The sequence below is a fragment of the Pseudomonas sp. CM27 genome, from assembly GCF_013179515.1.
Lineage (GTDB): Bacteria > Pseudomonadota > Gammaproteobacteria > Pseudomonadales > Pseudomonadaceae > Aquipseudomonas.
Genome location: NZ_JABMCN010000027.1, coordinates 10,018 through 25,011 on the forward strand (window position 1 = coordinate 10,018; position 14,994 = coordinate 25,011).

The 14,994-nt window shown below is 61.7% G+C and carries 14 protein-coding genes; 8 read left to right on the top strand and 6 right to left on the bottom strand.

Going from position 1 to position 14,994, the window contains the following annotated elements:
• The 4 genes from HP547_RS05555 to HP547_RS05570 form a co-directional block, all read left to right on the top strand.
• Positions 1-258 (top strand): carboxyltransferase domain-containing protein (locus HP547_RS05555; protein ID WP_172285694.1); only part of this gene is annotated, 258 nt, incomplete at its 5' end.
• Positions 255-1,172 (top strand): biotin-dependent carboxyltransferase family protein, encoded by a 918-nt coding sequence (locus tag HP547_RS05560; protein ID WP_172285695.1) that lies wholly within the window; start codon positions 255-257, stop codon positions 1,170-1,172. The genes HP547_RS05555 and HP547_RS05560, both read left to right, overlap by 4 nt.
• A 266-nt stretch (positions 1,173-1,438) precedes the next feature.
• The gene (locus tag HP547_RS29905) at positions 1,439-2,203 is read left to right on the top strand and encodes an RHS repeat-associated core domain-containing protein (protein WP_372242861.1); all 765 of its coding nucleotides are present in this window, start codon (positions 1,439-1,441) and stop codon (positions 2,201-2,203) included.
• 204 nt (positions 2,204-2,407) lie between these two features.
• Complete coding sequence (locus tag HP547_RS05570; RefSeq protein WP_172285697.1) at positions 2,408-3,196, top strand: RHS repeat-associated core domain-containing protein; 789 nt, start codon at positions 2,408-2,410, stop codon at positions 3,194-3,196.
• Between the two features lie 110 nt (positions 3,197-3,306).
• Here HP547_RS05570 and HP547_RS05575 read toward each other — a convergent pair whose 3' ends face one another.
• From HP547_RS05575 to HP547_RS05585, 3 genes are all read right to left on the bottom strand, one after another.
• Positions 3,307-4,485, bottom strand: coding sequence for a VWA domain-containing protein (locus HP547_RS05575; protein WP_172285698.1), 1,179 nt, complete (start codon positions 4,483-4,485; stop codon positions 3,307-3,309).
• 13 nt (positions 4,486-4,498) lie between these two features.
• Positions 4,499-5,344: a MoxR family ATPase gene (locus tag HP547_RS05580; protein ID WP_013973748.1), complete on the bottom strand. Its 846-nt coding sequence runs from the start codon at positions 5,342-5,344 to the stop codon at positions 4,499-4,501.
• 209 nt (positions 5,345-5,553) lie between these two features.
• Complete coding sequence (locus tag HP547_RS05585) at positions 5,554-6,627, bottom strand: DUF748 domain-containing protein (protein WP_172228909.1); 1,074 nt, start codon at positions 6,625-6,627, stop codon at positions 5,554-5,556.
• A 134-nt stretch (positions 6,628-6,761) separates the two neighbouring features.
• Between HP547_RS05585 and cysK the strand changes: the two genes are divergently transcribed.
• Positions 6,762-7,736 carry a cysteine synthase A gene (gene cysK / locus HP547_RS05590; RefSeq protein ID WP_172285699.1) on the top strand — a complete coding sequence of 325 codons (975 nt, stop codon included), beginning with the start codon at positions 6,762-6,764 and terminating at the stop codon, positions 7,734-7,736.
• A 42-nt stretch (positions 7,737-7,778) separates the two neighbouring features.
• On the opposite strand, the gene HP547_RS29515 is transcribed toward cysK, so the two are convergent.
• Entirely contained in the window at positions 7,779-7,913 is a 135-nt protein-coding gene (locus HP547_RS29515) for a hypothetical protein (RefSeq protein ID WP_256676262.1), read from the bottom strand.
• Here HP547_RS29515 and HP547_RS05595 point away from each other — a divergent pair.
• Entirely contained in the window at positions 7,912-8,847 is a 936-nt protein-coding gene (locus HP547_RS05595; protein WP_172228905.1) for an aspartyl/asparaginyl beta-hydroxylase domain-containing protein, read from the top strand. The two genes, HP547_RS29515 and HP547_RS05595, sit on opposite strands and share 2 nt — an antisense overlap.
• A gap of 251 nt (positions 8,848-9,098) precedes the next feature.
• On the opposite strand, the gene HP547_RS05600 is transcribed toward HP547_RS05595, so the two are convergent.
• Both HP547_RS05600 and azu read right to left on the bottom strand, forming a co-directional pair.
• The gene (locus HP547_RS05600) at positions 9,099-10,751 is read right to left on the bottom strand and encodes a cyclic peptide export ABC transporter (RefSeq protein ID WP_172285700.1); all 1,653 of its coding nucleotides are present in this window, start codon (positions 10,749-10,751) and stop codon (positions 9,099-9,101) included.
• 34 nt (positions 10,752-10,785) lie between these two features.
• On the bottom strand, positions 10,786-11,235 hold the full coding sequence (gene azu, locus HP547_RS05605) for an azurin (RefSeq protein WP_172228901.1): 450 nt from the start codon (positions 11,233-11,235) through the stop codon (positions 10,786-10,788).
• Between the two features lie 180 nt (positions 11,236-11,415).
• Here azu and HP547_RS05610 point away from each other — a divergent pair, with 180 nt between their 5' ends.
• Complete coding sequence (locus HP547_RS05610) at positions 11,416-12,399, top strand: TauD/TfdA family dioxygenase (protein ID WP_172285701.1); 984 nt, start codon at positions 11,416-11,418, stop codon at positions 12,397-12,399.
• 180 nt (positions 12,400-12,579) lie between these two features.
• The coding region (locus tag HP547_RS05615; RefSeq protein WP_172285702.1) for a condensation domain-containing protein at positions 12,580-14,994 on the top strand (2,415 nt) is incomplete at its 3' end.

The following is a 14,994-nucleotide window of genomic DNA, read 5'->3' on the forward strand; positions in this document are numbered from 1 at the left end:
CGCCTGGCCAGCCCGCGCCTGAGCACCCCACGCAAGCGAGTGGCGGCGGGCAGTGTCGGCATTGCCGAACGCCAGACAGCAGCCTATCCGGCGGTGTCGCCAGGCGGCTGGAACCTGATCGGGCGCACGCCCGTGCGCCTGTTCGACCGCGAACGTGAGGGCTACAGCCTGCTGCAGCCGGGGGACCGGGTGCGCTTTGTGGCGGTATCGAAGGCCGATTTCGTCGCCTTGGGCGGCGATGTGGAGGCGCAGGCATGAAGCAGTTGAGGATCGAAACCAGCACCGCGTTGTGCCAGTTGCAGGACGCCGGGCGCTTTGGCGTGCGCCACCTGGGCGTGACCCAGGGCGGGGCGCTGGACTGGGTGGCGATGCACTGGGCCAACTGGCTGCTCGGCAACCCGTTGGGAGCACCGGTGGTCGAGGTGACGCTGGGTGGTTTCTGCGTGGTGGCCGAACAGGATTGCGTGCTGGCGCTGGCCGGTGCCGATCTGGATGCACGGGTCGAAGAGCAGCCGATCGCACCCTGGCGCAGCTTTGCCTTGGCCAAGGGGCAGCGTTTGACCCTGAAACAGCCGAAACGGGGTGTGCGTGCGTACCTGGCGGCGCCTGGCGGGTTCCAGGGCGAGGCGGTGCTGGGCAGTTGTGCCACCGTTGTGCGGGAGCAGCTGGGCGGGGTTGATGGTCAAGGTTCGGCGCTTGGCGAAGGCCAGGTGCTGGCGTTCGCAGATGCCGCGGTCAGCCTGCGCGAGGTGCCTGAGGCGCTGCGCCCGCGTCATCAGCCCAAGCCTGTGCTCGACCTGGTGATGGGCGCGCAGATCGGCGATTTCAGCGGTACCAGCCTGTTCGAAGCGTTCAACCGCGAGTGGACGCTGGACAGCCGCGCCGACCGCATGGGCATTCGCTTGCTGGGGCCGCAGTTGGTCTACCAAGGGGCGCCGATGATTTCCGAAGGCATTCCGCTGGGGGCGGTGCAGGTGCCGCCGGATGGGCAGCCGATCGTGTTGCTCAATGACCGGCAGACCATTGGCGGCTACCCGCGGCTGGGGGCGTTGACGCCGCTGGCGCTGGCGCAACTGGCGCAATGCATGCCGGGGGCTTCTGTGCGGTTCAGGGCGGTGGTGCAGGACGAGGCCTGGCGGGAGCAGCAGCTTTATCTGGGGCGTTGGGTGTAAGGCTGCTGGCCTGTTTGCGGGCTCCTAAAGGGGTTACATAGGGAGCGGCGCATCCCTCCCTTTTTACGTTTTTTAAAGGCAGTACCTGATAATTTTGTCAGTTGTGGCGCGACCGCTGTTCGCCTAGGGTGAAGAGAGTGTCTTATCTTCTTCGTTGGCCACTGATGGAACCGTATTTGATAGGTGTGCCATTGAGTTTGTGTCGGTAGGCCACTGTGTGAAAATAGGGTGGTCTACATGTGTCGTTATCCGTGTTGGAGATTAGGGTGAGAGCCAATAAGCTCCGCATAAGTGTTAAGAAGTCTTCTTATACAATTTACGGTGGTGCATCAGAGTCGCACGCTTCACTCGGGTTTTCTGGTGAACGGCGAGATGTATTGAGTGGTTCGTATCTGCTGGGCTTAGGGCGTAGGATTTACAGCCCGATATTGATGCGGTTTTATAGCCCTGACCCAAAAAGTCCCTTTGGTGCTGGAGGGTTGAACCTTTATGGTTATTGCTTGGGTGATCCGCTAAATCGCATTGACCCCACGGGGCAAAATAGTAGGGTGGTTCAGGCATCACCTAAGCGTTCTAATGTTTTGCACCAACTGCTGGGTCGCGAAATGCATGGGGGGCGGGTCAGTCATTCATTGAAATGGGTAGATCATTCAAATATGTCAGAATATCTATTAGGATTCAAAAAAAGTGAGCTCCCCAGTTTGTATCGCTACATGACGAAGGAGGCGCTTGCCGATCTGTTTTCAGGGCATCTCGCGCAGAGTGGGATAACAAGGTTAGATGCGTACTATTACGAAAATAATGTGAAATTTTGGAATCGGATGGCGGAACTTCTGAAAGCAGCGGGCTCCGGGGCTGTGGCGTCAGCTAAAGCCGAAATTGCGCAGAAGGGCCTCAAGACCCTAATAGCGTTGTTTGAAAGCAGGCTTGATTTTTTCGATGGTCGAGGCCTGTTGGATAAAAACGATCCGTCGCATGATGAGATTGTCACGATGATGAACTCCGTGCGTGTGTCAGGGGTGATTAGCTGACCGTATGGCGAGCAACTGAAACTTTTGCCAGTGGCTGTTTGCTGCTTCAGATGATACTAGTCTAGGAATGATTTATGTTTGACAGCGTTGGGTATGGTGATCCGATGCTTTTATGCTAAGGATCAGTTCAGGCAGGCGGAACGTGATAAACGTCATCGGATGTGTATTCGCGTATGCCATTTTTTGCTCCCGGCGCGCACTTGTATGAAAAGTGATGATCAATCGATTTTGGTTTATCAGGACTCAGCGGGTTCGGTGGCTACCCATTCATCCATCAAAACATGGGTGAATTATACGTATGCCCCTTATGGTTATTCTGAAGGTAAGACGGCGCATGATTCGCTGCTCCGATACACTGGGGAGCGATTCGACTCGTTGATTGATGGCTATTTTCTAGGCAGCGGAAGACGATTTTCAAGTGTGGTGAGGTCAGGTTTTTTGTCATATGACAGCCTCAGTCCCTTTGGTAGTGGCGGGGTCAATGGCTATAGCTACTGTGGTGGTGATCCGGTAAATTATACTGACCCGACTGGCAAAATTCGATTGCAAACCGGCACGTCGCGACCACTCAAGCGCACGTGGAGGGAGACGAAAAGGATGATTAATCAGTCCAGTCCAGCGGAGTTGATAACGCTAGTGCAAGATTCGCCGGATTATCTTCTGCATATCGAGGGGGCGGAAGCGTCAAATGTTCTAAATCATGTTTTGGCTTTGAGTCGTGATCCATTGGCCCCGGTGCCGAATGGTTTATTTGCCTCTTCCAATGAGATATTTCATGGTGTGCGTGAGCGACGACTCAAGGTTAATTCTAAACTCGACGCGTTTAGTCAGGCTCCGTCTCCTGAGGCGGCTGGGGAAATAGTTCAGCAACTTTATATCTTGAGGAATCAAGTTAAATTTGAAAGAGATCGTGCCCATCTCCGGCTGAAGTCGGTTGCCAGGCGGCTGATTGCCCCGATGCTTGAAGATATAAGCTCTTGGCGCCGACAGTAGGTGGTTTAGAACTCAACCCTTGTTCAAATCACGTCGCTGAAAATACGTAATTGCTCGCAAGGGGCTTCGGGCTGCTGTACTGCAGTGCGTCTCGCAGCCCGTCGTCTATCTCACTTGGACAAATACCGCATTCCTTCCTCCAACCCCTGCAAGGTCAGCGGATACATCTTGTCCTCGATCAAATCACGCACCAGGTGGGTGGAGGCGGTGTAGTCCCAGGCCTGTTTCGGATACGGGTTGATCCAGATGATTTTCCTGAATTTCTCCATGAACCGCTGGATCCACACATACCCGGCCTCTTCATTCCAGTGCTCCACGCTGCCACCCGGCTGGGTGATTTCGTACGGGGCCATGGCCGCATCGCCGACGAAAATCACTTTGTAGTCGTCGCCGTACTTGTGCAGCAGGTCGAACGTGGAATAGCGCTCCGAAGTGCGCCGCAGGTTGTTCTTCCACACCGACTCGTACACGCAGTTGTGGAAGTAGTAATACTCCAGGTGTTTGAACTCGGTCTTGCACGCCGAGAACAGCTCTTCGCAGACCTTGATGTGGGCGTCCATCGAGCCGCCGATGTCGAACAGCAACAGCAGCTTCACCGTGTTGCGCCGCTCGGGGCGCATCTGGATATTCAACAGCCCGGCGTCACGTGCGGTGTGGTCGATGGTGCCGTCGATGTCCAGCTCTTCTGCGGCGCCTTGCCGCGCGAACTTGCGCAGCCGGCGCAGGGCCAGCTTGATGTTGCGTGTGCCCAGCTCCACCTGGTCGTCCAGGTTCTTGTATTCGCGCTGGTCCCACACCTTCACCGCCTTGCCCTGGCGCTTGCCGGCCTCGCCCACGCGGATGCCCTCGGGGTTGAAGCCGCCCGAGCCGAACGGGCTGGTGCCGCCGGTGCCGATCCACTTGTTGCCGCCGGCGTGGCGCTCCTTCTGCTCTTCGAGGCGCTGCTTGAACGCCTCGATGAGCTTGTCCAGGCCGCCCAGCGACTGGATCTGCGCACGTTCCTCGTCGGTGAGCGAGCGTTCGAATTCCTTGCGCAGCCAGTCTTCGGGGATCAACGCCTCGATGTGCCGGTCGAGGTTTTCCAGGCCTTTGAAGTAAGCGGCAAACGCCCGGTCGAACTTGTCGAAGTGGCGCTCGTCCTTCACCAGGATGGCGCGGGCGAGGTAGTAGAACGCGTCCATGTCGGCGAACACCACGTGCTTTTCCAGGGCGTGGTGCAGGTCGAGCAGCTCGCGTACCGATACCGGCACCTTGGCTGCGCGCATTTCATTGAACAGGTTGAGCAGCATGGCCCGGCTCCTGTCAGCGGTTGCCGCGCCGGCTCATGAAGGCCAGGCGCTCGAGCAGTTGCACGTCCTGCTCGTTCTTCACCAGTGCCCCGGCCAGCGGCGGAATGGCCTTGGTCGGGTCGCGTTCACGGAGCACCGCTTCACCGATGTTGTCGGCCATCAGCAGCTTGAGCCAGTCGACCAGCTCGGAAGTGGACGGTTTTTTCTTCAGGCCCGGCACCTTGCGCACGTCGAAGAACACGTCCAGCGCCTCGCTGACCAGCGACTGGCTGATGTTCGGGTAGTGCACATCGACGATCTGCTGCAGGGTGGTGCGGTCGGGGAAGGCGATGTAATGGAAGAAGCAGCGGCGCAGGAAGGCGTCCGGCAGTTCCTTTTCGTTGTTGGAGGTAATGATGATGATCGGGCGCTGCCTGGCCTTGATGGTCTCGTCGATTTCGTAGACGTAGAACTCCATCTTGTCGAGTTCCTGCAACAGGTCGTTGGGGAACTCGATGTCGGCTTTGTCGATTTCGTCGATCAGCAGGATGACCCGCTCTTCGGCCTCGAAGGCCTCCCACAACTTGCCCTTTTTCAGGTAATTGCGCACATCGTGGACCTTGTCCACGCCCAGCTGCGAGTCACGCAGGCGGCTGACCGCATCGTACTCGTACAGGCCCTGGTGGGCCTTGGTGGTGGACTTGATATGCCAGGTAATCAGACGTGCGCCGAACGAGGCCGCCAGCTGTTCGGCGAGCATGGTCTTGCCGGTGCCGGGCTCGCCCTTGACCAGCAACGGGCGTTCGAGGGTGATGGCCGCGTTTACCGCCAGCTTCAGGTCGTCTGTGGCGACGTAGTCGCGGGTGCCTTCGAACTTCATGGATCTGTCCTCTGCGGTAAGCCTGTACTGGCCCTTTCGCGGGTAAACCGTCTCCGACAGGTAGTTGCGACCTCTGTGGGAGCGGGTTTACCCGCGAAAGGGCCAGAACAGGCAGCACATATTTTGATTTGTTACCGACTATAACGCGGGCTTGGGCGGCTGCAAACGCAGACCGGGTATTCAGTCCCTGAATGCCCCGTCACTTCCCATCAGTCAGACTTCGGTGCCGGCTGCTCATAGCGTGCATTGAACGCCTGGATAAAGCCGTTTCGCAGGATCTGCAAGAACGCCTCGAAAGCGCTGATGTCTTGCTTGTGCACGCTGCCGCTCAGCTCAACACGGGTAGCGAACTGGTTTTTCGGCTGGTTCTTCAACACGGTCTCGGTCGCGCCTACCACTGCTTCCCATACCGAGCGGAAAAAACCTTTGTCTTTCTCCTTCACATCCTGCTGCCAGTCGAATACATCGACATCGCGCAGCAGCGGCTTTATGTAGCCGTTCAGGCGACCATTCTCGGCCTGGGCCTCGATGACCACGTCGCCATGCCCGGCATTGAAGTCGAATTTTCCGTAGGCGCTGGCGAAGTCGTTGAGCTTGCGCAGCTCGATGCCGGTGGCGCGCAAGCGGAACTCGAAGTCATCAAAATCGCTGAACGGGTCGAAGGTGGCACGGCTTTCCACCTTGGCATCGCCCGCGATCAACGCAGTACCGTCGAAGCTCGCGTCGCGTCGGCCTTTCTGATCGCGAACATTGGTCAGGTTGCGGATATTCGCTTGCAGCCGGGTCGCCTTGAGGTCCACCGGCGGTTTGGAGTTGAAATTGCGGAAGGTGAGGGTGCCATTTTCGATGTGCACTTCGTCGAGGGTGATAGGCAGCAACTTCTCCAGCTGCTGGCGCCAGTCGGTGCCCTGGCCGGTCTGCGAGGCCTGCTTGCTGCCACCGTCGACGAAATTCAGCTCGGGGCGGTCGAAGGTTACTTTGGCCACTACGGCCTTGTCGTAGATCAGCGAATGCCAGCTCACCGACAGGTCGATCAACGGTGCATCAAGAAACGGCACCGGCACCTTGCCGCTGGTCTTGACGATCTTCAGCCCGTTGATCTGGTACGCACCGCGCCACCAGGCCAGGTCCACATCGGCTACTTGGCCACGGTAGTCGCCCATGTCGGCCAGCTTGTCGTTCAGGTAGTCGCGTACCAGGTAGGGCAGGGCCAGCTGAAGGGCGACCAGCAGCACGACCAGGCTGGCCAGGCCGATCAGCGGCCAGCGATAACGGGCTCTCATCGGGGTGTCTCCAAGGCGGGATGTGCGGTTGACCGCAACCCACCGCGCGGAGTTCGAACAGGCTTTACGGGTCACCGGCCGGGGCTTACCCTTGGGGTCTTACCCTGCTTTTTTTCATGCCAAGGACCCCTGCCATGAGCCGTATCTTTGCAGACAACGCCCATTCCATCGGCAACACGCCGCTGGTGCAGATCAACCGCATCGCCCCGCGCGGCGTGACCATCCTGGCCAAGATCGAAGGGCGCAACCCGGGTTACTCGGTCAAATGCCGCATCGGCGCGAACATGGTCTGGGACGCCGAAAGCAACGGCAAGCTCAAGCCGGGCATGACCATCGTCGAGCCCACCTCGGGCAACACCGGCATCGGCCTGGCCTTCGTCGCCGCTGCCCGTGGCTACAAGCTGATGCTGACCATGCCCGCCTCGATGAGCCTGGAGCGTCGCAAGGTGCTGAAGGCGCTGGGCGCCGAACTGGTGCTGACCGACCCGGCCAAGGGCATGAAGGGCGCCATCGAGAAGGCCAATGAAATCGTCGCCTCCAACCCGGCCCAGTATTTCCTGCCTGGCCAGTTCGAGAACCCGGCCAACCCTGCGATCCACGAGAAGACCACCGGCCCGGAAATCTGGAACGACACCGACGGTGCGGTTGATGTGGTAGTGGCCGGTGTCGGCACCGGTGGCACCATTACCGGTGTTTCGCGCTACATCAAGCATACCCAGGGCAAGGCCATCACCTCGGTGGCCGTGGAGCCGGTGGCGTCGCCGCTGATTACCCAGACTCTGGCCGGTGAAGAGCTCAAGCCCAGCCCGCACAAGATCCAGGGCATCGGTGCCGGCTTCGTGCCGAAAAACCTCGACCTGTCGATTGTCGACCAGGTGGCGACGGTGACCGATGAAGAGTCCAAGGCCATGGCCATCCGCCTGATGCAGGAAGAGGGCATCCTTTGCGGTATTTCCTGTGGCGCGGCGATGGCGGCGGCCGTGCGCCTGGCCGAAAAACCGGAAATGCAGGGTAAGACCATCGTCGTAATTCTGCCTGATTCCGGCGAGCGCTATCTGTCGAGCATGCTCTTCAGCGACCTGTTCAGCGAGCAGGAAAACCAGCAGTAACCGGCGTTTCCGCTGATCCGGGGCAACATCCGGCGGCGGGCTTCATTGCAAAATCTTCATCAATGCGATCCCGCCGAGGTTGTTTTTACCTCGGCGGGATCGGTTTATGATGGCAGGATGATTTTTCTGGAGTGCCAGGCCGCGCAGCCCTGGCGCTTCCCCAAGGAGTGAAAGCATGACCTTTTCCTTTGCAGCCAAGGCGGGTGTCTTGCTGGTGTTCTTCGGCAGCGTGCTGTTCGTGCACCTGCGCGGCAAGGCCCGGCTGCCGGTGTTGCGCCAGTTCGTCAACCATTCAGCACTGTTCGCGCCGTACAACGCCTTGATGTACCTGTTTTCCGGCGTGCCGTCCAAACCGTACCTGGACCGCCAGCGTTTCCCCGAGCTGGACGTGCTGAAGGACAACTGGCAGGAAATCCGCGAAGAGGCCATGCGCCTGTTCGACGAGGGCTATATTCGCGCCGCCGAGAAGGACAACGACGCCGGCTTCGGTTCGTTCTTCAAGAAGGGCTGGAAGCGCTTTTACCTGAAGTGGTACGACAAACCGCTGCCGTCGGCAGAAGCGTTGTGCCCGCGCACTGTCGAGCTGGTCAGCAGCATCCCCAACGTCAAGGGCGCAATGTTCGCGCTGCTGCCCGGCGGCAGCCACCTGAACCCGCACCGCGACCCCTTCGCCGGCTCGCTGCGCTACCACCTGGGCCTGTCCACGCCCAACTCCGATGCCTGCCGCATCTATGTGGATGGCGAGGAATATGCCTGGCGTGATGGCGAAGACGTGATGTTCGACGAAACCTACGTGCACTGGGTGAAGAACGAGACCGACGTTACCCGGGTGATCCTGTTCTGCGACATCGAACGCCCGCTGAGCAGCCCGCTGATGTCCCGCATCAACCGCCAGGTGAGTGCCTTCCTCGGCCGCGCCACCGCGCCGCAGAATACCGACGACGAGCGCGTTGGCGGGATCAACCAGGCTTATGCCTGGAGCAAGCGCTTCAGCAACCGCATCAGCGGCCGTGTGAAGACGTTCAAGCGCGCCAACCCTAAGGCCTACCGCATCCTGCGGCCGGTGCTGGCGGTGGTGGTGGCGTATCTGTTGTATCGCTGGTTGTTCTGATTACAGGTTGTTCACGGCGCCTGTGGCGCAGCATGGCCAGCTTGTCCAGTTGGAGCCTGTACACACGATGCGAAGGCAATGGTGCTTCGTGAGTTGCTGCTTTATAGGAAATTATAGAGCGACTATAGAGCGACTATAGGCCGGTCAAAAAGGGCCGCTCAGCGGCTAATCAATCAGTCAAGGCTATGGGGCTGCGTAGCAGCCCCAATTGCTTGACTGACTGGCATTTCACTCAGCGGCCCTTTGCTGAGTTACGCCGGTTCGAGTGCCTCCACCACCTTCCCACGGCTAAGGTGCACCACCTTGTCCGCCGTATCGAAGTACCGGTCATCATGAGAGATCACGATGATGGTCTTGCCCAACCGCTTCAGGTCCGGCAGCAGCTCGGTGTAGAACACCCTGCGGAACGTCGGGTCCTGGTCCGCTGCCCATTCGTCGAACACCAGCACCGGTCGCCCGTCGAGCCAGGCATTGACCAGCGCCAGGCGCTTGCGCTGCCCGGTCGACAGGTCGGTGGTGGTGAAGGCACCGTCGCGCACGCTGACCTTGTGCGCAATCTCCAGCCGCTCCAGATAACGCGTGGCGTCCTCGGGCAGGCTGTGCTCGTGTTCTGGCAGGTCGTCGAACAGGTAGTAATCGGCGAACACGGTGGTGAACAGCTGCCGGTAGTCATCCAGCTCCTCTGGGCCGACGGCCTTGCCGTTCAGGCGCACCTCACCGCGTTGCGGGGTGTACAGGCCTAGCAGCAGCTTGATCAGCGAAGTCTTGCCGCAACCGTTTTCACCGACGATGAACAGGATCTCGCCCGGCTCGATGCTCAGGTTCACCGGCCCCACGCGGAACGGTTCTTTACCGTCTACCGGCGGGTAGGCGTACTCGACGTTGTGCAACTCCAGGTGCGCGGTGGCGGCAGTGGCACGCTTGACCGGCGGTTCCAGCAGCAGGTGCGGCTCGGGGGAGGAGAAGCGCTCGGACAGATCAGCGATACGGCGGAACGCGATTTGCGCGCGACCGAGAATCGGCAGGTTGCCAATCAGCGTTTCCAGCGGGCCTTTCATGTACAGCAGCACCAGCACGAAGCCGCTCATCACCGCCGGGTCATTGCTCGGCCACAGCGATTGCAGCGCCAACGTCAGGCCGATGACCACGAAAAACAACATCGACCCCAGGCTCTTGGCCGCAACGAAGATGTTGATGGCACGGATATGGGTGTTGGCGATGAAGTCGGCGGTGCCCTGGATATTGCGCGTCAGCATGGCGTGGCGACGGCGGCGGTCGATGCGCAGCTCCTTGGCGCCTTCGGCGATGGCCGAGTAGTGCTTCTGCAGGTTGTCCTCGGCATCGCGGGCAGCGTTGAAGCCGGCCACGCCCTTTTGCCGGGCGATGTACTGCACGCCGCTGCCGATACCGATGGCCACCAGGGTGATGAGGAAGATCGGCCACGACAGGTAGGCCAGGTAGGCCAGGCAACCCAGCACGGTGGTGAGCGAGATGGCCAGTGGGGCGAAGGCGAAGGCGAAGTCGCTGATGGTGTCGACGTCACGGGTCAGCACCGGGATCAGACGGTGCGTGCGGTAGCGCTCGATCTGCTCGATGGGCGCCGACAGCACTTTGGCCCCCAGGTCTTTGCGCAGCCTGGCGATGACTTTCTGGCCGACATAGTTGGTGCCGCTGTCAGCGGCCACGCTGCTGACCAGCGCCAGTACGCACAGGCCGGCAAACGCCAGGATCACGCCCTGGCTCATGCCGCCGGCCGCATGCAGGCCCTGGTTGACGGTGGCTAGCAGGGCGGTGACGGCCAGGCCACCGACCATGCCCAGCACAACCGAGACGATCACCGCCGGGCGGTAGGGTTTGAGCAGGCCCAGCAATTCGCGGATGGCCCCGGGGGAGGAGGTTTTCATGAAGGGTGATCTCGCTGGTGGAGTGGGGGCGGGGTCAGCTGCCGAGGGTCAGGCTGCCCTTCATCAAGGTGCTGTGGAACGGGAACGAGCAGTAGAAGCTGTAATCGGTACCGGCCTTCAGCGACCGGGTATCGAGGCTGACGCTGTCTTTTTCGCCGCCGCCGATCAAACGGGTGTGGGCGATGACCCGGGTGTCGCCGGGTTTCACATAGTCCTGCGCCTCGCCGGCCTTCTGGCCGTCGTCCAGCACGCCCTGCATGTCGGCCTGGGTGCTCAGTACCCAGTTGTGGCCCATCACGTTCTTCGGCATGTCGCCGGGGTGGGTGAGGGTGACGGTGAACGAGGTGCAGGCCTTGGGCACGGTGATGGTGGCCGTGTCGAAGGTCATCTGGTCGGTGCCGTTGATTTCCACGGCGCATTGCTCTGCCGACCAGGCGGCGGGGGCCGTGGCGAGCAGGGCGAGGAGCAGGAGCTGGCGAGTCATGTACGGTTCCTGGGCGATAAAAGGGTGCACATCGTTCAGACGAACCGGCGCGCGCTGGCTTTACCTGTGTGTGCGGCCTTGGTGAATTTCCCGCAGGCCCGCTCGTTCATCTAGTCAGGCGCCGCAATGGCGCACATCCCGATTTCGCCGCCAACGCGGCCCTGGCTTGAGGTGACCGTCATGAGTGAACTGCTGAGCTTTGCGATCGAACCCCTGGACGCCGCGCGCGGCAACCTGCCGCTGCTGGTACGCGCGCCGGAACCGGGTATCGACCTGCTGGACGCCTTTGCAGCGTTGCAGCCGCTGGTGGACCGGCATCTGTTGCAAGCGGGCGGCATTCTGTTCCGCGGGTTCGAGGTTGGCGGCCCCGAAGCCTTCCGCCAATTCGCCGCGTCGTTTGGCCACCCGCTGCTCAACTACGAGTTCGGCTCTACCCCGCGCAGCAACGTGACCAAAGGCGTGTACACCTCCACCGAGTACCCGGCGCACCAGAGCATCCCGTTGCACAACGAGCAGGCCTATACCCTGGAATGGCCGATGAAGATCTGGTTCTACAGCGTGACCCCTGCCGAGACCGGTGGCGAAACGCCGATTGCCGACAGCCGCGAGGTATACCGGCGCATGCCGTCGCGTATTCGTGAGCGCCTGGTGGAAAAGGGGTTGATGTACGTACGCAACTACGGCAACGGCCTGGATGTGGAATGGTCCCAGGTGTTCAACACCGACGACCCGCGCCAGGTCGAGGCGTACTGCCGGGCGCATGCCATCGAGTGCATCTGGAAGGATGACGGCGAACTGCGCACCCGCCAGCGCTGCCAGGTGGTAGCGCGCCACCCGGTGACAGGGGATGACGTATGGTTCAACCAGGCGCACCTGTTCCATGTATCGAACCTGCAGCCAGAGGTGCGTGAGTCGCTGATGGATATCGTGGAGGAAGAGGACCTGCCGCGTAACGTGTATTACGGCGATGGGACGACCATCGAAGATTCGTTGCTCGATGAAGTGCGCGGGGTGCTGGATGAATGCACCATCCGCTTCCCGTGGCTGGCGAACGATGTGCTGATGCTCGACAACATGCTGGCAGCGCATGCGCGGTCGCCGTTTACCGGCAAGCGCAAGGTGGTGGTGGCGATGGCGCAGGGGCACAGTGAGGTGTTGGGCTGACAGGTGCATGCCGCAAGATGTGCAGCGCCTGTGAGAGGGAGCGCCGCCCGCGCGGCGCTCGATCTTACAGGCGCTGAACCTGCCATGGCGAACACCTTTCAGCCCCGCAGCCCTCCACTAAATAACCCCCCTACCCCTTCGTCTGACAGTTACCGCTCGACTGCCAGGACTCCGCTCGACATGAATGCCGACCAAACGCTCAAGCTCGCCCGCCGCTTCATCGAACTCAGCCCCGACAAGCGCCGTCTGTTCCTCAAGGCGCTGCAGGGCGAGGGCATGGACTTCTCCGTGCTGCCGATTGCACCCGGCGTGGACGTGGCCGAGCGTGACCAGCTGTCGTACGCCCAGCGGCGCATGTGGTTCCTCTGGCAGCTCGACCCGCAGGGCGCGGCCTACAACTTGCCCATGGCCGTGCGCCTGCATGGCCCGCTGGACCTGGCGGCGCTGCAGCACGCCTTCGATGCGCTGGTGGCCCGCCACGAAACCCTGCGCACCCGCTTTGTTGCCGACGGCGATGATGTACGCCAGCAAGTAGACGCCAACGCCGCGCCCCTGCAGCTGCGCCAGGACGCCCTCACAGAGCTGGACGAGAACGCCCGCCAGGCCGCCATCGAAACCATCGCCGAAGCCGAGGCGCTGGCCCCCTTCGACCTGGCCAGCGGCCCGCTGCTGCGCGTGCGTGTGCTGCAACTGGCCGCGCAGGAACACGTCCTGTTGCTGACCCTGCACCACATCGTCGCCGACGGTTGGTCGATGAACGTGCTGATCGACGAATTCCTGTGCCTGTATGACGCTGCTGTGGCGGGCACTGAAGCCACCCTCGACGCGCTGCCGATCCAGTACCGCGACTTCGCCCTGTGGCAGCGCAGCTGGCTTGAGGCGGGCGAGCAGGAGCGCCAGCTGGCCTACTGGCAGGCACGCCTGGGCGACGACCATTCGCCGCTCGAGCTGCCACTGGACCGCACCCGCCAGGGCCGCCCCAGCTACCGCGGCGCTCGCCACGAATTCCCCATCGCCACGGACGTCACCGAGCGCTTGCGCGGCCTGGCACGCAAGCACAATGTCACCCTCTTCATGGTCCTGCTCGCCGCTTTCAAGCTGCTGTTGCAGCGCTACAGCGGTCAGGCTGCGATCCGCGTCGGTGTACCGATCGCCAACCGCAACCGTGCCGAGGGCCAGGGCCTGATCGGCTGCTTCATCAATACCCAGGTGCTGCACACCGAAATCGACCCGCTGCTGGACATCGCCGGTTTGCTGCAGCGCGTGCGTGAAACCGCCGTGGGCGCGCAAAGCCATCAGGACCTGCCATTCGAACAGCTGGTCGAGGCCCTGGATTTGCCGCGCAGCAGCGAAAGCCCGCTGTTCCGCGTGCTGTTCAACCACCAGGCGCAGGTGGCGGATGTGCAGGCCATCGAGACCCGCTCCGGCCTGCGCCTGGCGCCGATCGCACTGGAAAAGCACAGCGCCCGCTTCGACCTGGCGCTGGATACCCACGAGCGCGGCGGTCAGCTGCAGGCGGCCTTCACCTACGCGACTGACGTGTTCGATGCGGCCACCATCGAAACGCTCGGCGAACAGTGGCTGGCCCTGGTGCAGGCGCTGGCCGCTGAAACCGCTGGCGCAGTAGGTGAGCTTGCACTCCCGCGCCTGGCTACGGCCACCGGATTGACAGACCCGGCCGATGATGCGCCGCTGGTGCACCAGCGGTTTGCCGCTGCGGCTCGCCGTCATCCCGAACGCACCGCAGTGATGGCCGCAGGGGAGCAGGCCAGCTTTGCCGAGCTCGATGCCCGTGCCGAAGCCATCGCCAACCGCCTGGTCGAAGCCGGGGTTGGCCCGGACAGGCTGGTCGGCGTGCTGGCCGACCGCAGCGTCAGCATGCTCGTCAGTATCCTGGGTGTGCTCAAGGCCGGTGGCGCCTACTTGCCGCTGGAACCTGAACAACCGGCTGAGCGCTTGGCCTACATGCTTGCCGACAGTGGCACGCGTGTGCTGCTGGCACCTGAAAACTGGCAGGCCGAGTTGCCCGCCAACGTACAGCGCCTGGACTGGGCGCAAGCCGGCACTGGCAGCCCCGCACGAACCGCCCCGGCCGCGGCCAACCTGGCGTACGTGATCTACACCTCCGGCACCACCGGCCAACCCAAAGGCGTGGCGATCAGCCATGGCGCCCTGGCCAACTATGTCGATGGCATCACCGCGCGCCTGCCGGTAGAGCGCATCCGCAGCATGGCCCAGGTCTCGACCCCGGCTGCCGACCTGGGCCACACCATGCTGTTCGGCGCCCTGTGTGGCGGCCACACGCTGCATGTGCTGCTGCGCGAACAGGTACTGGATGCCGAAGGCTTCGCCGCCTACCTGGCCGAGCACCAGGTGGATGCACTGAAGATCGTGCCGTCGCACCTGGAGGCGATGCTGGTGGCGGGGCGCGCGGCGTTGCCGGGCCAGTGCCTGGTGCTCGGCGGCGAGGGCGTCAGCCCAGGCCTGCTGGGCAAGATCCGCCAGCTTGCACCGGCACTCAAGGTGCTCAACCACTACGGCCCGACCGAGACCACCGTTGGTGTGCTGGTTGCCGAACTGCACGACCAGACCAGC